Annotated in this window: 15 protein-coding genes and 1 other RNA gene; 2 read left to right on the forward strand and 14 right to left on the reverse strand. The window is 62.2% G+C overall.

The window, feature by feature from the left end:
• Position 1: 1 nt before the first annotated feature.
• From ftsW to RG540_RS10850, 14 genes are all read right to left on the reverse strand, one after another.
• Positions 2-1,156 carry a putative lipid II flippase FtsW gene (ftsW, locus tag RG540_RS10790; protein ID WP_038543537.1) on the reverse strand — a complete coding sequence of 385 codons (1,155 nt, stop codon included), beginning with the start codon at positions 1,154-1,156 and terminating at the stop codon, positions 2-4.
• 25 nt (positions 1,157-1,181) lie between these two features.
• Positions 1,182-2,579 (reverse strand): UDP-N-acetylmuramoyl-L-alanine--D-glutamate ligase, encoded by a 1,398-nt coding sequence (gene murD, locus RG540_RS10795; protein ID WP_038587597.1) that lies wholly within the window; start codon positions 2,577-2,579, stop codon positions 1,182-1,184.
• 7 nt (positions 2,580-2,586) lie between these two features.
• Entirely contained in the window at positions 2,587-3,690 is a 1,104-nt protein-coding gene (gene mraY, locus RG540_RS10800) for a phospho-N-acetylmuramoyl-pentapeptide-transferase (protein ID WP_038587600.1), read from the reverse strand.
• A 29-nt stretch (positions 3,691-3,719) separates the two neighbouring features.
• A complete protein-coding gene (locus tag RG540_RS10805) occupies positions 3,720-5,150 on the reverse strand; it encodes a UDP-N-acetylmuramoylalanyl-D-glutamyl-2,6-diaminopimelate--D-alanyl-D-alanine ligase (protein ID WP_038587601.1) in 1,431 nt (476 codons plus the stop codon).
• Complete coding sequence (locus RG540_RS10810; RefSeq protein ID WP_038593524.1) at positions 5,147-6,607, reverse strand: UDP-N-acetylmuramoyl-L-alanyl-D-glutamate--2,6-diaminopimelate ligase; 1,461 nt, start codon at positions 6,605-6,607, stop codon at positions 5,147-5,149. Before RG540_RS10810 ends, RG540_RS10805 begins: the two co-directional genes overlap by 4 nt.
• 59 nt (positions 6,608-6,666) lie before the next feature.
• Complete coding sequence (locus RG540_RS10815; RefSeq protein ID WP_038587604.1) at positions 6,667-8,409, reverse strand: peptidoglycan D,D-transpeptidase FtsI family protein; 1,743 nt, start codon at positions 8,407-8,409, stop codon at positions 6,667-6,669.
• Positions 8,409-8,870 carry a cell division protein FtsL gene (ftsL, locus tag RG540_RS10820; RefSeq protein ID WP_038543546.1) on the reverse strand — a complete coding sequence of 154 codons (462 nt, stop codon included), beginning with the start codon at positions 8,868-8,870 and terminating at the stop codon, positions 8,409-8,411. The genes RG540_RS10815 and ftsL overlap by 1 nt, the downstream gene beginning before the upstream one ends.
• A 3-nt stretch (positions 8,871-8,873) precedes the next feature.
• Positions 8,874-9,899 carry a 16S rRNA (cytosine(1402)-N(4))-methyltransferase RsmH gene (rsmH, locus tag RG540_RS10825; protein ID WP_038587607.1) on the reverse strand — a complete coding sequence of 342 codons (1,026 nt, stop codon included), beginning with the start codon at positions 9,897-9,899 and terminating at the stop codon, positions 8,874-8,876.
• A gap of 14 nt (positions 9,900-9,913) precedes the next feature.
• A complete protein-coding gene (gene mraZ, locus RG540_RS10830) occupies positions 9,914-10,348 on the reverse strand; it encodes a division/cell wall cluster transcriptional repressor MraZ (protein ID WP_038549302.1) in 435 nt (144 codons plus the stop codon).
• 446 nt (positions 10,349-10,794) lie between these two features.
• Positions 10,795-11,229, reverse strand: an RNA gene (rnpB, locus tag RG540_RS31205) — RNase P RNA component class A.
• 69 nt (positions 11,230-11,298) lie between these two features.
• Complete coding sequence (locus RG540_RS10835; RefSeq protein WP_038587610.1) at positions 11,299-12,489, reverse strand: NAD(P)/FAD-dependent oxidoreductase; 1,191 nt, start codon at positions 12,487-12,489, stop codon at positions 11,299-11,301.
• Positions 12,490-12,556: 67 nt separating this feature from the next.
• Positions 12,557-13,153 carry a lytic transglycosylase domain-containing protein gene (locus RG540_RS10840; RefSeq protein ID WP_038587613.1) on the reverse strand — a complete coding sequence of 199 codons (597 nt, stop codon included), beginning with the start codon at positions 13,151-13,153 and terminating at the stop codon, positions 12,557-12,559.
• 242 nt (positions 13,154-13,395) lie between these two features.
• Complete coding sequence (locus RG540_RS10845) at positions 13,396-14,157, reverse strand: N-acetylmuramoyl-L-alanine amidase (RefSeq protein WP_038587616.1); 762 nt, start codon at positions 14,155-14,157, stop codon at positions 13,396-13,398.
• Positions 14,154-14,903, reverse strand: a complete 750-nt coding sequence (locus tag RG540_RS10850) for a J domain-containing protein (protein WP_038587618.1) — start codon at positions 14,901-14,903, stop codon at positions 14,154-14,156. The genes RG540_RS10845 and RG540_RS10850 overlap by 4 nt, the downstream gene beginning before the upstream one ends.
• A gap of 327 nt (positions 14,904-15,230) precedes the next feature.
• Between RG540_RS10850 and RG540_RS10855 the strand changes: the two genes are divergently transcribed.
• Both RG540_RS10855 and RG540_RS10860 read left to right on the forward strand, forming a co-directional pair.
• A complete protein-coding gene (locus RG540_RS10855) occupies positions 15,231-16,442 on the forward strand; it encodes a pyrophosphate--fructose-6-phosphate 1-phosphotransferase (protein ID WP_038587621.1) in 1,212 nt (403 codons plus the stop codon).
• A gap of 50 nt (positions 16,443-16,492) precedes the next feature.
• Positions 16,493-17,128 carry a LysE family translocator gene (locus RG540_RS10860; RefSeq protein WP_038587623.1) on the forward strand — a complete coding sequence of 212 codons (636 nt, stop codon included), beginning with the start codon at positions 16,493-16,495 and terminating at the stop codon, positions 17,126-17,128.
• The last annotated feature ends 75 nt before the right edge of the window (positions 17,129-17,203 follow it).

Below are 17,203 nucleotides of genomic sequence, written 5' to 3' on the forward strand. Positions count from 1 at the left end.
TTTACTCCGCGGGTACGCCCTGGGCGACCCGGAACAGGCTCCGCTCTTGCGCTCGCTTCTCCGGACGATGGCGGGTCAGCGCCAGGATGAAGCCTGCAGTGATGCAGATCGCGATCATCGAGGAGCCGCCATAGGAGATCAAGGGGAGCGTCATGCCTTTGGCCGGCATGAGTTCGAGATTGACGCCGATATTGATGAGCGACTGCATGCCGATCTGCAGGACGAGGCCAGCGACCGCGAACCGGTTGAAGTCATTGCGCTCCTTGAAGGCGTGGTTCAGGCCGCGCAGCACGATGAAGGCGAAGATCGCCACCAGTGCCATACAGAAGATAATGCCGAATTCTTCGGCTGCAACGGAGAACACGAAGTCCGTGTGGCTGTCCGGCAGGATGCGCTTGACGATGCCCTCGCCCGGCCCCTGCCCGAACCAGCCGCCCTGCAGGATCGCTTCGTGTGCCGTCTCGATCTGGAAACGGTCGCCCTCGCCGGTCAGGAACTTGTCGAAACGGGCGGTCACGTGCGGCAGCATGTAATAGGCGGTGACGATGCCGCCCGCACCGACGCCGCCCAGCATGACGATCCACAGCCAGGGCATGCCGGCCATGAAGAACATCCCGCCCCAGACGACGCTCGTTAGAATTGTCTGGCCAAGGTCCGGCTGCGCGACGAGCAGCGCCGCGACGATGCCGAACAAAATGATGGCGAAGAGATTGCCAGGGATTTCCGGCTGCCGCGCGTGCTCGGCGAACAGCCAGGCGCAGACGACCACGAAGGCCGGCTTCATGAATTCCGACGGCTGGATCGAGAACATGCCGACGCCGATCCAGCGCCGCGATCCCTTGACCTCGACGCCGAAGAACAACGCCAGCACCATTAGCGCCAGCGCGATGATCAAAAGGACGATAGCGGTGCGGCGCACCTGCCGCGGCGTCAAGAAGGAGAGGCCGATCATCACCACCAGCGATGGCAGCAGGAACAGCGCGTGGCGCTCGACGAAGTGGAAGCTGTTGAGGCCGATACGCTCGGCCACCGCCGGCGATGCCGCGAACGAGAGCATGAAACCGACGCCCATCAGCAATACGAAGGCGACGAGGAAGAAACGGTCGATCGTCCAGAACCAGTCTGCGAGCGGCCCACGGTCTGCGCGGCTTACCATCTGTCGTTCCCCTTTTCCGTCTCGATCAATCTAAATCGACCAACATCGTGACGCCATCGAGGCTTGCGACATGGCCGACAAAGGCATCGCCGCGAACCTCGAAATTCTTGAACTGATCGAAGCTGGCGCAGGCCGGCGACAGCATCACCGCGGACGGTGTGGTGTCGGCTCCTGCATCCGCTGCGGCATGCGCGACCGCCTTTTCGAGCGTGCCCGAAATCTCGTAGGGCACCGCCTCGCCGAGTGTCGCCGCGAATGCCGGCGCGGCTTCTCCGATCAGATAGGCCTTGACGATACGCGGGAAGAGTGGAGCGAGGCTGACTATGCCGCCCTCCTTCGGCAGGCCGCCGGCAATCCAGTAGATCCGGTCGTAGCTGGAGAGCGCGGGAGCGGCCGCATCCGCATTGGTCGCCTTCGAATCGTTGACGAACACCACCTGGGTTCGGCGCCCGACCGGCTGCATCCGATGCTTCAGGCCCGGGAAGGATCTCAGCCCTGCGCGAATCTCGTCCTTCGATACGCCGACCGCCAGGCAGGCGGCGATGGCCGCTGCCGCGTTCTGGGCGTTGTGGCTGCCCTTGAGCGTCTGGATGCCGTCGAGATCGACGAGCAGCGACGTCGCGCCGCCATGCGCCTCGATGATCCGGCTACCCTCGGCATAGAGACCGTCGGCAACGACGACCCGTTTGGAAATCCGACGCACCTTGACGCCGGCCCGTTCGACGCGGTCGGCGATGAGGGCGCAGAACGAATCGTCGACGCCGATCACGGCGGTCCGGCTGCCGGCGACCAGCCGTTCCTTGATGTCGGCGTAATGCTGCATGGTGCCGTGGCGGTCGAGATGATCGGGCGTCAGGTTGAGCAGGATGCCGGCGGTCGGGTTGAGGGTCGGCGCCAGATCGATCTGGTAGGACGAGCATTCGACCACGAAATAGCGCTCGGACTTCGGCGGATCGAGCGTCAGGATCGCGGTGCCGATATTGCCGCCGAGTTGTGTGTCGCGGCCGCTTGATCTCAGAATATGAGCGATCAGCGCCGTGGTCGTCGATTTGCCGTTGGTGCCGGTAATCGCGATGAACGGGCAATCCGGCGCAAGCGCCCGGCGTTCGCGTACGAAAAGCTCGACATCGCCGATAATCTCGACGCCGGCAGCGCGGGCGAGATCGACGCTCCAATGGGGTTTCGGATGGGTCAGCGGCACGCCCGGCGACAGCACGAAGGCGGCCTGGACAGACCAGTCAATGCCGCGCAGATCGGCGGTCGCGATGCCCTCGGCCGTGGCCTTGGCGACGCTGTCGGGATTGTCGTCCCAGGCGATCACCTTCGCGCCGCCGGCGACCAGGGCCCTGGCCGTGGCCAATCCGGAGCCGCCGAGCCCGAACAGCGCGACCGGCTTGTCCTTGAATGTGGTGACCGCGATCATCGCCGTATCACCGCAGCTTGAGCGTCGAAAGGCCGAGCATGGCAAGGCCGACCGCGATGATCCAGAAGCGGATGACCACCTGGCTTTCCGTCCAGCCGAGCTTTTCGAAATGGTGGTGGATCGGCGCCATCAGGAAGACGCGCCGGCCGGTCATCTTGAAGAAACCGACCTGGATGATGACAGACAGTGTCTCCATCACGAACAGGCCGCCGATGATCGCCATGACGATCTCGTGCTTAGTGGCGACGGCAACCGAGCCGATCAGGCCGCCGAGCGCTAGCGAGCCGGTATCGCCCATGAAGATCGCAGCCGGCGGCGCGTTGAACCAGAGAAAACCGAGACCCGCCCCGATCACCGCTCCGAGAATGACGGCAAGCTCGCCGGTGCCGGGCACGAAATTGATCTGCAGATATCCCGCAAACACCGCGTTGCCTGCAAGATAGGCGATGACGCCGAACGAGGCCGCGGCGATCATGACAGGCCCTATCGCCAGCCCATCGAGCCCGTCTGTGAGGTTCACCGCATTGCCGGCGGCAACGATGACGAAACCGCCAAACAGGACGAAGAAGATGCCGAGATTGATGAACAGGTCCTTGAAGAACGGAAAGGCGACCGAGGAGCCGAGCGTCGGATTGCTCGACTGGCCGGTGGCGAGCGCCACCCGCATCATGAAGAAGACGGCGATCCCCGCGATCACGAACTCGATGCCAAGACGCGCCTTGCCGGAAAATCCCTTGTCGGTCTGCTTGGTGACTTTCAGATAGTCGTCATAAAAGCCGATTGCGCCGAAGCCCAGCGTGACGAGCAGGGTCGCCACCACGTAGACGTTCGAAAGATCGGCCCAGAGCAGCGATCCGCCGACGATGCCGGCGAGAATCATCAGTCCGCCCATGGTCGGCGTGCCGGCCTTCTTGAAATGGGTCTGCGGCCCGTCGGCGCGGATCGGCTGTCCCTTGCCCTGGCGCAGGCGGAGCGATGCAATGATCATCGGCCCGAACAGGAAGACGATCAGCGCCGAGGTGAACAGAGCTGCGCCCGTCCTGAAGGTGATGTACCGGAACAGGTTGAAAAATTGGACTTTATCCGCCAGTTCCACAAGCCAGATCAGCATTCAGCGCCCTTTCCAGAAGCCCGTCTCAATTAGTGGCGCTCCGTGTCGGAGAATGCCGGGTAGTTGTCAATAAGCGCGGCGACGATCTTGCCGAAACCGATGCCAAGCGAAGATTTCACCATCACCACGTCGCCCGGGATCACCGAGCGCACCACGAATTCCGCAAGATCCGCGGTCTTCTCGTAATAGTGCACGTCGACGCTATCGGGCAGCGCATCGCGTAGCGCTACCATTTCCGCACCTGCCAGCCAGGCATGTTCAATACCCGCGGCAAGCAGCGGACCCGCCAGTTCCTCATGCACCTTTGCGGAAAATTCGCCCATTTCCAGCATGTCGCCGAGCACAGCGATCCGCCGGCCGGTCAGTTCCGGCATCGCGGATGCGAGAAGCGCGATCGCTGCCCGCATCGAGGCAGGGTTGGCGTTGTAGCTCTCGTCGATCAGCGTCAGATGGCCTTCGCCGATGCCGAGGCGGTGGCGTTCGCCCCTACCCTTGACCGGCTTCAGCTCCGCAAGCGCCGCCATGGCGCCGGCCATGTCCGCGCCGACCAGCAGGCAGGCGCCGAGAACCGCCATGGCGTTTTCGGCGATATGCCGGCCGGGAGCACCGATATGGACTTCCGACGTCTCGCCGTTCAGCACCGCCCAGACGACCGAGTTTTCCCCATTGCCTTCAAAGTCTGCCAGCCGGAAATCCGCCTTGGCATGCTGGCCGAAGGTATGGATGTGCGAGACACCCGCCTCCTGCGCCTTTTTCTGGAGAAAGCCGAACTGCTTGATGTCGCGATTGAGGATCGCCGAACCGCCGGGCTCCAGACCTTCAAAGATCTCGGCCTTGGCGGCGGCAATCTCCTCGAGATTCTTGAAATGGCCGAGATGGGCTGCGGCGATCGTGGTGATCATCGCCACATGCGGGCGCACCATCTTCACCAGCGGGCGGATCTCGTCCGGATGGTTCATGCCGATCTCGAAGACGCCGAAGTCGCAATCGGCAGGCATGCGGGCGAGCGTCAGCGGCACGCCCCAGTGGTTGTTGAAGGAGGCGACGGCCGCATGCACCTTGCCGGACGGTACAAGTGCGTGGCGCAGCATTTCTTTGGTCGTCGTCTTGCCGACCGAACCGGTGATGGCGACGATGCGTGCCCGGCTGCGCGCACGCGCAACAAGCGCCAGTTTCCCAAGCGCTGCAAGCACGTCTTCGACGACGATCATCGGCACGCTCAGCTTGCCGAGCGCCGGCAACTTCGATTCGTTGACGACGATCAGCGTCGCACCGTTGGCGACCGCGAGGCTTGCATAATCATGGCCATCGACGCGGTCGCCCCTGATGGCGAAGAAGGCTTCTCCCGGCCCGATCGAACGGCTATCGATCGAAATGCCGGTAATGCCCACCGGAAGCGAACCGATCGGCCGGCCGCCCATGGCGGCGGTCAAATCCTCGGATGTCCATAGCCAGTTCACGATTTCAGCTCCTGCAATGCCTTGCGGACTTCGACGTGATCGGAGAACGGCAGGACCGTGGCGCCGATCGTTTGGCCTTCCTCGTGGCCCTTGCCCGCAACAATCAATGTGTCGCCCGACTGCAGCATGCCAACCGCCTCGCGGATCGCATTGGCCCGGTCACCGATCTCGACGGCGCCCGGAGCGGCCGCCATGATCTCGGAGCGGATCACTTCGGGAATCTCGGAACGCGGATTGTCGTCGGTGACGATGACGATATCGGCAAGCCGCGTCGCCACGTCGCCCATGATCGGCCGCTTGCCCTTGTCGCGGTCGCCGCCGCAGCCGAACACCACGATGACGCGGCCGGTCGTGAAGGGGCGGACGGATGCCAGCACGTTTTCCAGTGCGTCCGGTTTGTGGGCATAATCCACATAGGCGAGTGCGCCGTCCTTTGTCTGGCCGACCAGTTCGAGACGACCCGAGGCGCCGACCAGCTTTTCAAGGGCGGCCATGGCAACGGCGGCCGGAACCCCGGTCGACATGGCAAGCCCCGCCGCGACCAGCGCGTTCGACACCTGGAAATCGCCCGCGAGCGGAATATCGACTTCGAAAATCTGCTCGCCGACGTGAATTTCGGCCGTCTGCTTATGACGGAAATGCTCGACCCGCTTCAGGCAGAGATAATCGCCCCGACGACCGACGGTACGGACATCCAGGTCGGCAACCGTCGCCACCCGTATCGCCTCCTCCGACCAGGCATCGTCGGCGAAGATGACGACGGGCGAGCCCTTCGGCATCAGCGTATCGAAAAGCCGCATCTTGGCGGCCATGTAGCTCTCGACGGTCGGATGGTAGTCCATATGGTCGCGGCCGAGATTGGTAAAGCCGGCGGCGGAAAGACGCACGCCGTCGATCCGGCTCTGGTCTAGGCCATGGCTGGAAGCTTCCATGGCGGCGTGGGTGACGCCCTCGGCAGCCAGTTCCGAGAGCAGCTTCTGCAACTCGACCGGATCGGGCGTGGTCAGCGAGCCATAATCGTTGCGGGTCGGCGAAACGACGCCGGTCGTGCCGATCTGAGCCGCGGCATGGCCGGCATGCGCCCAGATCTGGCGGGTGAAGGAGGCAACGGAGGTCTTGCCGGCGGTGCCCGTGACGGCAACCATGGTTTCTGGCTGCGCACCGTAAAAACGGGCGGCCGCGAGTGCCAGCAGCCGGCGGGGGTTGGAAACGGCAAGAACAGGGATGCCCGCGTCCGCCGTATGGCCGGCGATCGCCGCGACCGCGCCGCGGGCAGCGGCATCGCCGATATAGCTCGACCCGTCCGCCTTGGTGCCGGCGAGTGCGGCAAACAGCATGCCGGAGGTTACCTTGCGGCTGTCGGAAGTCAGGCCCGTCACATCGAGATCGCCTGCCGGTCCGGCCATCAGCTCGGCTATTTCCGGGAAATCCCGTCCGGCAAGTTCTCGCAACTTCATCGGTTGATTGTCCATTCTGAGCGTCGTCCCCTCGAATCGTCCGCTCACGTTGTTATCGCTCAATAAGACACAAGCAGGGCAGAACCGTCATTGCCGAACTTCGGCTTCACACCCAGAATGGGCGCAGCGCGGGTGATGATCTCCTTGACCATGGGAGCAGCCGAGGTTGCCGCAAGAGCTGCGCCGTTGCCTTTCTCGGTCTTGGGTTCGTCGCAGAACGTCAGGACGACATATTGCGGATTGTCCATCGGGAATGCGGCGAGGAATGCGTTGAAGTTCTTGTCATGGGCGTAACGACCGTTGACGACCTTGTCCGCCGTGCCCGTCTTGCCGCCGACGTTGAAGCCCGCCACACGTGCGTTTCTGCCCGAGCCATTGACGCCGTTCCATTCGAACAGGAAGCGCATGTCCTTGCTGGTCGTCGGCTTCATCACCTGGGTAGCGACCTTGTCGGCCTCCGCGCGGGTACGCGGCAGGAAGGTCGGCTCGACCAGCTTGCCTCCGTTGACCAGCGCCGCACCGGCGACCGCCGTCTGCAGCGGTGTCGTCGAGACACCGTGGCCGAAGGAGATGGTGACCGAATTGATCTTCTTCCATTCGCGCGGCTGGCTCGGATAAGCGACTTCCGGAAGCTCGGTGCGCATTTTCGTCAGCAGGCCTAGCTTGGTCAGGAAATCCTTGTGGCCTTCGATGCCGACCGTGTCGGCGATCTTGGCGGTACCGATATTCGACGAAAACTGAAAAATTTCCGGAACGCTCAGGATGCGCCCCTTGCCGTGGAAATCCTTGATGGTGAAACCGCCAATGCGGATCGGGAACCGGGCGTCGAACGTGCTCTGAAGGTTCACTTTGCCGGAATCGAGACCCATGGCGATCGTGAAAGACTTGAAGGTGGAGCCCATTTCGAACGTGCCGTTCGACACGCGGTTGAACCAGCCCTGCTCGCCGCCTTCGGCCGGATTGTTGGGATCGAAATCGGGCGCGGACGCCATGGCGAGCACCTCGCCGGTATGTACGTCGAGGACGACCGCGCCGGCGCCGATTGAGCTGTACTTGCTGATCGCTTCGGTCACCACGTCGCGGACGATCGACTGGACGCGCAGATCGATGGACAGCTTGACCGGCTCCAGCGGCTGGCTGGACGTCATGCCGACGGCTGCGAGATCGGCGAGACCCTGATTGTCGACATAACGCTCCATGCCGGCGACGCCGCGGTTGTCGATATTGACGTAACCGACGACATGCGCGGCGGTCGGGCCGCCCGGATAGAAACGACGCTTTTCGGGCCGGAAACCGATGCCCGGAATGCCGAGCGCCAGGATCTGGCTCTGCTGCTTCGGGGTCAGCTGGCGGCGCAGCCACTGGAAACGCGAATTCGAGGTCAGCTTCGAATAGGTGCCCTTGACGTCGAGGTCGTTCAGGACTGTCGCCAGCTTCTCGATCACCTCGTCGGGATCGATGATCTTGTTGGGCTCGGCAAACAGCGAGACTGTGCGGATGTCAGTCGCCAGGACCGCGCCGTTGCGGTCGACGAGGTCGGGACGTGACGCCAGCAGCCGATCTGCCGGCAGGATGCTCGAGGTCGTCAGCGGCTGCGCGACGCCATATTGCATCAGGCGGCCGCCGATGACGCAATAGAAGACCGCGAAACCGGCAATCAGCAGGCCGACGCGGTTTTTCGCCTGGGCAGACTTGCGCTTGCGGGTTCCCTCGAAGGAAGCCTTTTCAGAACCGCGGCCACGGCTGCCGGACGAAAAATGCGCGCGGCTCTTGACGATCATGATGCGGGACAGGAAAGACATCAGCGTTTCACCGATCCTGTTGAAATGACTTCGACGGGACCGCGCCGCAGCGGCACGGGAATTTTCGGAGCGGGCTTGGCCTTGGCGGCAGCAACCCCCTTCAGGGCTGCGGCAACCTCGCTGTTCTTGCCGGCGATGATATCCTCGATCGTCGTCTCGGGCTGCGGAAGCCGCGCCTTCGGCATCGGCAGCTCCTTCGGCATCGCAAGCTGGGTCGTTTCGGTCGGGGCGAGCGCCAGCTCGGTATTGTAGACGTTGATCAGCCGATGCAGGCGGTTCGGCTGGGTCAGCAGGGCCCAGTCAGCCTTGAGGAGATCGATCGTATCCTTCTCCAGCTTGATTTCCGACTCGAGCCGACGAACCTCGCTGAGCTTCTCGTCGGCGCGGTGCTTGATCGAATAGGTGACGACGGCCGCTGCCGTCATGACGCCGATCAGAACAAGATCGAAGCTACGCAGCATGTATCAGGCTCCCATCTTTGCAAGGCTGGCGAGATCAGGCAGATCGAAAATGGATATGTCGGCCGCCCGAGGCGCGGCTTCCGTCCGCACACCGGCGCGAAGCTTTGCGGACCGGGCGCGCGGGTTCAATTCCGCCTCCTCGTCGCTCGCCGAGATCATCGACTTGCCGAGGGGTTCGAAAATCGCTGGCTTGGCCTCCACCATCGGCAGGTGGCGCGAACCGGAAGCCTTGCCGGAACGATCGGCGAAGAACTGCTTGACGATCCGGTCTTCGAGCGAATGAAAGGTGACGACGACCAGCCGGCCGCCGGGTTTCAGCGCCCGCTCGGCGGCAAACAGCGCCTGGGCGAGTTCGCCGAGTTCATCGTTGACGAAGACACGCAGCGCCTGGAAGACGCGGGTCGCCGGATGGATCTTGTCCTTGGCCTTGCGCGGGTTGACGGTCTCGATGAGGTTTGCGAGTTCGCGCGTGGTAGTGAACGGCTCGGTTAGACGACGCTTCTCGATGGCGCGGGCGATGCGGCCCGACTGCTTTTCCTCGCCGAGAAAACCGAAGATACGGGTGAGATCGCCGACCTTGGCGCGATTGACGACATCCGCCGCCGAGACGCCGCTCGCCGACATGCGCATATCGAGCGGCCCGTTGCGCTGGAAGGAGAAACCGCGATCGGCCTCGTCGATCTGCATGGAGGAGACGCCGATATCGAACACCACGCCATCAAGCCCGCCTTCCGGCGCATGATCGGCAAGACGGGAGAACTGCGACTGAATGAGATGGAGGCGGCCCTTGTGGGCATCGACCAGCGCCTTGCCGGCGGCAATCGCATTCGGGTCGCGATCGAGCGCGATCACTTCGGCATCCGCCGCAAGGATCGCCGATGTATAACCACCTGCCCCGAACGTACCGTCGAGAATGATCTTGCCGGCCCGAGGCTCGAGCGCCTCGAGAACTTCTTTCAGAAGAACCGGAATGTGACGAACCGGTCCGCCTTCGGGCTCGGTTGTTCCGTCGCCTGGATTCGCCGCCATTCCGTTCCCCTGTCTTACGCGGGACGCGAACCGAAGCGCCCCTCTCTCGCCGCCGCCTGCGCCTCGTGGAACGCCTGCGGCTGCCAAAGTTGAAAATGATCCGAGCGCCCAACGAAGGTAACGTCCGAGCTGATTCCCGTGAAGTCGCGGATGAAATCCGTGACCATCAGCCGGCCCTCCGCATCGAGCCTCATGAAGAGGCCGCCACCGTGAACGAGCAGCGACATCCGGTTCGCTTCCGGCGAAAACGGATCGACGGAGGCGATCTGCCGCTCGTAACGATCGAGCAGATCCGGCCCGCCGACGCTGATCGCCGGATAGGTGAAATCCTGAAGGCAATAAAGCTCCTGGATCCCGCGCTCCGAAAGGACCGAACGAAAACTCGCCGGAACGGAGACCCGTCCCTTCGCATCGATCCTGTTCGTCGCATTTGACAGGAAGCGGCTCATCACGCCAAACATCCGCTCCGTTATGGTTCAGGACGGAAGCCCGCCCACCCGTTGACACAACACCAAACACAGCTTCGCCGCCCGGATGGGCGGATAACCGCCCGGCCGTAGGACGACCGAAACTCAGGGATTGGCGGGCGCTCATTCGCCCTTGTGCAGTGCGATTTTGGGATACCATGGGACCATATGGGCGTCAATGGGAGAAGCCCCGCTAGCCACTCCCAAGCAGGATTTATTTATAAGCTGTTAAGTTTAACAAAGGGTTATCGGAGGACGTGAAGAAACCGCCTCGGCAGTTTCCGGCAAGTGGATTTTCGACCCTCGTTAAGCTCCGACAAACAAAGGAGCTTTCGAAATTCCTGATATAAACGCTGCGCCGCAAAAAGCGGCCGCAGGGGTGTCTTCCCCGAAGGGTGTAGACCGAATCGCGCCCGCGAGAGGAGGTAAACGCCAGTTGGCCTGTAAGCCGGGTTCTGTATGGCCCCGGTGCAAGCACCGGAACGTGGCAGCCATTCATCTGGGACGACATTTGCATGCCGCCTCACGCAACCCACCCGGATGACTGGCCCGGAAACAGGCTGTAGCCGCGTTTTCACGTGGCCCGTGTCATCCCTATTCGGTCTTGCTCCCGGTGGGGTTTACCTTGCCGCCGCTGTTACCAGAAGCGCGGTGGGCTCTTACCCCACCCTTTCACCCTTACCCCGCTAGCTCTGCCGCTTTGTCGAAAGCGGTACAGCAAGCGGGGCGGTTTCCTTTCTGTGGCACTTTCCCTAGGGTCGCCCCCGCCGGACGTTATCCGGCACCGTGTTTCCGTGGAGCCCGGACTTTCCTCACCCTACCGCCTTTCGGCATTGGTAAAGCGCGGCTGCCCGGCCAACTGGCAGCGGTCACATAACCGAGATGCCGAGCGAAAGCCATAGCCCCGCGACAATCGGGCGAGAGATATCTCGTCAGAGATAATCGGCCCGGAAATCCGTCGAATAGGTGTCGTCCCGGATTTGCCCATGGAAGATCAGCTCCGCGCCGAGCCGGCCGATCTCGTCGGAGCTCTTGGCCGCCGCCCCGCAGCCGCCGCTGAGGATGCCGATTCGATCGGCATCGGTCATCGCGATTGCCGGATATCCGGTCGGGGTGAACGAGGTGACGCAGGCGGCCATCGACGAGCGGGAGAGATCGAGGTCCGGCATCAGCCGCGTCATGATCTCGGCAAGCCGGGCGCGCGTGCTTTCCCGCCCGCCCGAACGGAACCAGGCGCGGATGTCCGGCTCCGTCGGCAGCAGCAGGTCGTCCGGATCGCCGCCGATCTTCAGATAAATCTTGCCGTCGGGGTAACGCACCGGCGGCAGGAGGTAGATGCCATCCTCGCCCTCGCGCCATTTCCAGATCAGCGAAGGCACCCTGCCCCAGACATCCATCGCGGCCTCGTCTACCTCGAAGAAGGCGACGGTGCGGGCATAGACGTTGAGGTCAAGACGCCGCGGCAGCAGGTTCTCGTTGATCGAGAAGCCGCCGGCTGCGACCAGCACTTTTTCAGCAAAATAGCTGTTGCCCTCGCTGGTGGTGACGGTGACCTGATCGCCATCCTGGCGCACCGAGGAAACCGTTTCCGGAATGATTGCCGTACCCTGACGCTCGGCGATCAGAGCCTGGGCCTTCACCAGCCGGCGCGGATTGATGTGCCCGGCGTTCCTCGGCTCCCAGACACCCTCGCTCTCCTTCGGGAACGAGAAGAAACCGAATCGGCCAGCAAGGTCCGCATCCGACAGCGTCTCGGTTGCAACGCCGAGCTTGTCTGCCGCATCGAGGACGTTTGCGACGTAGGACGGGCCGTCGCCGCGCTTCGGGCCGACCAGCAGGCAGCACGATTGGGAATAGAAATCCAAGCCACTTTCACGGGCGATCTCGCCGTAACGTTCGATCGAACGATTGGCGAGGCGCGCCCACACGGGATCGGGATCGATCGTCCGGGTGATGCGCGCCTCGTCGTAGTGGCTGGCAAAGACGCCTTCATGGCGCCCGTAGTCCGCCGGCTCACCGGGACCGACCAACGCAATACCGTCGGTCCATTTCGAGAGGTAGCGGGCCGCCGCAGCGCCCATCATGCCCCTCCCGATCACGATAAATCTGAACCGTTCCGTCATACCCTCGCCTTTCGATTCCACCGGCCGAAATGTCTTCTGTTCGAAGCACTTCTAGCCGTTTTCGGAATCAAAATGCCACAGGCGAAAGCGACGCGGTCTGTTCGGCCGTCTGCTCCGCAGTTTCGATCACCGCCTGGACCCGGTTGCAATAACGCTTCGAAACCGGGTTCATGCGCTTGGCGCCATGGCCGGCATTGTATTTGAGGATGGTGCCGCAAATCTTGCCGCCGCCGAGCTCATGCGCACCGGCCAGGTATTTCATGCCGTAGCGGATATTGGTCTCGGGATCGTAGAGGCCATAATCCGGCCCGCGGTAACCCATCAGCCTCGCCGTTGCCGGCTTGATCTGCATCAGCCCGATCTCGCCGGCACTGCCCTTGACGGTCGGCCGGAAATTGCTCTCGATCTGCACCACCGCCAGCGCAAGCTCTTCCGGAACATCGTATTCGTCCGCATATTTCGAGATCAGCTGGGAATAATGAAGCTGCCGAACCAGGCGCTTGGCTTCGTCGGTGGGCGCGGCAAAACCGGTTTCGCGCGTTTCCCATGGAATGATCAGCGGCTTGGTATAGGTGGTGACGTCGTCGTCTTGAGCACGCACGAGTTCGGTTCCCGCGACCAGCATGGCAAGGCCCGCCGCGGCAGCAACAATCATTGTATTCATTTAGGTGAAGTATCTCCGGACCAACAGGAACCGTGGGTGTCGTTACGCAAACACCCTCTCAGCGCGTCGCCGGATTGACGGCGCGATGTCTGAACGATCCTGGTCGTTTATCTCTGCAACCCCCGTCCAACATGGCGGCTGCCGTTAGCGGGTCCTTTAGACCGGGCTAATAAGGAGATGATGTGGCACTGCTGATTTTTGCGGTTTTCCGCCGGTTCAAACGACCGCCGCGGCGCTCGGCGTCAATTGAATTTTGGCAAGGACTTGAGCAGCCGATGCAAAGTGTCGATCGTCGAGAAATCGGCGATTCCATCGATGAGCTGCGGCCGGAAATGGCGCTGGAAGGCTTCGACAACACCCTTCGTGCGCTCGCAGAAAGTGCCCGTGATTTCAATTCCGTAGCCATAGAGCGACAGCATCGACTGCAGTGCTTCGATGGGCTGGCCGCTCTCGCCGAGCTGGAAAAACCGTCCGCCGCTGATTTGCGTTGGATCGATCCAATGGCCGATCCCTTCAAGGTACAACTTTCCCCAGGGGAAATTTTCGCCCGGATCGACCTTGCGGATCGGGGCGACATCCGAGTGTCCGACCACCCTTTCCGGCCGGATTTGCCACCTTTCGCCGCAATCGCGACACAATTCGACGACTGCTTCGACTTGCGCGGATGGATAGGCCGGCAGGCCTCCGGGATGGCCCGGATTGGCGATCTCGATACCGATAGAACAGGAATTGATGTCGGTCTCGCCGGCCCAGGCGCTCTTGCCGGCATGCCAGGCACGGCGATCCTCCGGCACGAGCTGTACCACGCACCCGTCCTCGTGGACGAAATAATGGCTGGAGACCTGGCTCTCTTCGTTACAGAGCCAGGACAGCGCCTTATCGCCGCTCGGCATGCCCGTATAGTGCAGGATGATCATGTCGGGCCGGCGACTGTCGGCACGTTCGCCATGGTTGGGAGAAGGCCTTACCGTCGCGCCGGCATAATCGGCGTTGAACGGCGTCATGCGGCGCGGCGCTCTTTCTCGATCGCCGAATATGCGGCGTTGAGTGCCGCCATGCGCTCATTGGCGGCGGCATGCAGCGAAGCAGGAACACCGCGGGCGATCAACCGGTCGGGATGATGCTCGGAGACAAGAGACCGGTACTGCTTGCGGATCTTGGCGAAATCGTCCTCCGGCGAAACGCCGAGCACCAGATAGGGATCCCGGCCCTCGAGATGCACGTGCCGCGCCATGATGCGGCGGAAATGCCCCTCGTCGATGCGGAAGATTTCAGCGATGCGGGACAGGAAAGCAAGTTCCGCCTCATGCACCAGCCCATCTGCCTTGGCGATATGGAACAGGCCGTCTACGACGTTTTCCAGCATCGGGCAATTTTGAGCCTTGCCGGCACCGGGGCTGCACAGGCCCGCGAGCTTGGTCGCATAGGCTTCGTAACCTGCAACGTCCTGGCGCGCGAGGTTATAGAGGCGTGCGACGTTGCGGGCTTCCTCGTCGGGAAAATCGAATATCTGCTGAAAGGCCTTGACCTCGGCCTCGCTAACGATACCGTCGGCCTTCGCCATCTTGGCCGACAGCGCGATGATGGCAACCGAAAACGACACCTGCCGGCGCGTTTCCGGATCGCCTTCGAACATTGTGCGGATCGCCTCGACGACGCGACCGAGCGCGTTGCCGGCTGCGTCGCCCATGGCGCCGAGAAGCCGTTCCCATAGAGAAGAAAACTGAAGGCAAGCAAAATCCCAGATCATCAGAATAGTGGACCAGATTGCAGCCGCGATTGCAAGACGACGGACGGCCCGTCTTAGATTAAACTATGTTCATGTTTTCCGAACAATCACCGGCGCTCACAGACAGGTGACCCTGCACTCCGGGACAATTGACGAGGCCTGCAGGTCTGTTTTTCCACAGGCGAGGCTTGGGTGCCGTAAGAGTTGAATCGATTATATTAGCCTCTCCTGCGCCACGAAGTCGAAGCTGCGGTTTTTCTTGAGAAATTCACTTTACAGGGGCGTATCTCTGTCGCATCCATTCAGCGGTTTTGAACTGTACGCGAGCATGCGCGTCAAGGAGGATCGATGGCCAAACAGAAAGTAGCAATGCTGACCGCAGGGGGCCTCGCGCCCTGTCTGTCTTCCGCCGTCGGCGGCTTGATCGAGCGCTACAACGACGTCGCGCCTGACATCGAGATGGTTGCCTACCGCTCCGGTTATCAGGGCGTTCTGCTCGGCGACCGCATCGAAATCACCGGGGACATGCGCGAAAAAGCGCATCTGCTGCACCGCTACGGCGGCTCGCCGATCGGCAACAGCCGCGTCAAGCTCACCAATGCCGCAGACTGCGTCAAGCGCGGCCTCGTCAAGGAAGGTGAAAACCCGCTTCGCGTTGCCGCCGAGCGGTTGGCGGCCGATGGAATCACCATCCTTCACACGATCGGCGGCGACGACACCAACACGACGGCCGCCGACCTTGCCGCCTATCTCGGCGCCAACGGCTACGACCTCACCGTCGTCGGCCTGCCGAAGACCGTCGATAACGACATCGTGCCGATCCGCCAGTCGCTCGGCGCCTGGACGGCTGCCGAAGTCGGCGCATATTTCTTCGACAACGTTTCCAACGAGCAGAGTGCCGCTCCTCGCACATTTGTGATTCACGAAGTGATGGGACGTCACTGCGGCTGGCTTACCGCCGCGACCGCACGGGCCTATATTCAGAAGACCAGGGGCAATGAATATGTCGAGGGCTTCATGATGAACAGCGCGATGAAGAACATCGACGGTGTCTACCTGCCGGAGATGGCCTTCGACCTTGACAAGGAGGTCGCGCGTCTCAAGGACGTCATGGACAAGCGCGGTTTCGTGACCTTGTTCGTTTCGGAAGGTGCCGGCCTCGATGCGATCGTCGCCGAGCGGGAAGCCGCAGGCGAATCCATCAAGCGCGACGCGTTCGGCCATGTTAAGATCGATACGATCAATGTCGGCGGCTGGTTCCAGAAGCAGTTCGCGGCGCTGATCGGAGCCGATCGCTCGATGGTGCAGAAGTCCGGCTATTTCGCCCGCTCGGCGCCGGCCAACGGCAACGACCTGCGCCTTATCCAGGGCATGGTCGATCTCGCGGTCGAAAGCGCGCTGAACAAGGTTTCCGGCGTCACCGGCCACGACGAGGATCAGCGTGGGAAACTGCGCACGATCGAATTTCCCAGAATCAAGGGTGGAAAACATTTCGATCTGACGGCAAAATGGTTCGGCGAAGTGATGAACCATATCGGTCAGCCCTTCGAAACGGCTTGAGACAAGAAAATTAGCGGGCGCCGCTCAACGGGCGTCCGGGAGGAAATGGAATGACGGCTGACATCTGGCTCGCTTTTGCTGCGACCGCGATATTTCTCGCCCTCCTTCCAAGCCCTCTTGCTTGTCTTACCGCCAGCTTCTCGCTCCAGCGCGGTCGCCGCACGGCGATCGCAACGGTTCCGGGGCTTGCCGTCGGAATGTCGGCAGCCCTGATCGTGGCGATGATCCCCATGGCCCTGGTCGCCGTCTATCTGCCGAAGCTCGTCGACGTAATCTCCTGGGCGGGGCTGGGCTACCTGATGCTCTACGTGCTCTGGTCCTACCAGGATCCGCGAATCTCCGGCCCCATCGCAGACAATGACAATCTTCCCGAGTGTCGGGCGGCGCGAATCTTTGGATGCCTGTTCGGCAAATCCGCCTTCCAGGCGCGTTATGCCGTCGTCCTTGCAGCCGTGCTCGCCCAGTTCGTCGATCCCGACCGGTCGCTCCTTCCCCAGCTTCTCGAAATGCAGGCGACCTTCCTTGTTTGCGCAGCACTTGGAGCCGGAATTCACGTGCTTTTTCCGCGCCGCGTGCTCAGTCGCAGACGGCGCCCCGCCAACCTCAACGCCGCCTCGCGTAAACCCCAGACGCGCTTCATTTCACGGCGTGCGGTCACCGCCGGCTATCGCCGGATCGCCGCGTGAGGCTCGCCGTCTTGCCGGACGCCGCCCAATAGGTTAATGGAAATGCTCTTTTGGTGGCGTTTGGGCGGACTGGGG

This window comes from Neorhizobium galegae bv. orientalis str. HAMBI 540 (assembly GCF_000731315.1).
Taxonomy (GTDB): domain Bacteria; phylum Pseudomonadota; class Alphaproteobacteria; order Rhizobiales; family Rhizobiaceae; genus Neorhizobium; species Neorhizobium galegae.

What these genes read in the sequence shown, in the direction of transcription:
- RG540_RS10840 (WP_038587613.1), bottom strand. Translation starts at nt 13,153, where the DNA reads ATGAATACAATGATTGTTGCTGCCGCGGCGGGCCTTGCCATGCTGGTC.
- RG540_RS10810 (WP_038593524.1), bottom strand. Translation starts at nt 6,607, where the DNA reads ATGAAGTTGCGAGAACTTGCCGGACGGGATTTCCCGGAAATAGCCGAG.
- RG540_RS10860 (WP_038587623.1), top strand. Translation starts at nt 16,493, where the DNA reads ATGACGGCTGACATCTGGCTCGCTTTTGCTGCGACCGCGATATTTCTC.
- RG540_RS10845 (WP_038587616.1), bottom strand. Translation starts at nt 14,157, where the DNA reads ATGACGCCGTTCAACGCCGATTATGCCGGCGCGACGGTAAGGCCTTCT.
- RG540_RS10835 (WP_038587610.1), bottom strand. Translation starts at nt 12,489, where the DNA reads ATGACGGAACGGTTCAGATTTATCGTGATCGGGAGGGGCATGATGGGC.
- rsmH (WP_038587607.1), bottom strand. Translation starts at nt 9,899, where the DNA reads ATGGCGGCGAATCCAGGCGACGGAACAACCGAGCCCGAAGGCGGACCG.
- murD (WP_038587597.1), bottom strand. Translation starts at nt 2,579, where the DNA reads ATGATCGCGGTCACCACATTCAAGGACAAGCCGGTCGCGCTGTTCGGG.
- mraY (WP_038587600.1), bottom strand. Translation starts at nt 3,690, where the DNA reads ATGCTGATCTGGCTTGTGGAACTGGCGGATAAAGTCCAATTTTTCAAC.
- RG540_RS10850 (WP_038587618.1), bottom strand. Translation starts at nt 14,903, where the DNA reads ATGATCTGGGATTTTGCTTGCCTTCAGTTTTCTTCTCTATGGGAACGG.
- mraZ (WP_038549302.1), bottom strand. Translation starts at nt 10,348, where the DNA reads ATGAGCCGCTTCCTGTCAAATGCGACGAACAGGATCGATGCGAAGGGA.
- RG540_RS10815 (WP_038587604.1), bottom strand. Translation starts at nt 8,409, where the DNA reads ATGTCTTTCCTGTCCCGCATCATGATCGTCAAGAGCCGCGCGCATTTT.
- ftsL (WP_038543546.1), bottom strand. Translation starts at nt 8,870, where the DNA reads ATGCTGCGTAGCTTCGATCTTGTTCTGATCGGCGTCATGACGGCAGCG.
- ftsW (WP_038543537.1), bottom strand. Translation starts at nt 1,156, where the DNA reads ATGGTAAGCCGCGCAGACCGTGGGCCGCTCGCAGACTGGTTCTGGACG.
- RG540_RS10855 (WP_038587621.1), top strand. Translation starts at nt 15,231, where the DNA reads ATGGCCAAACAGAAAGTAGCAATGCTGACCGCAGGGGGCCTCGCGCCC.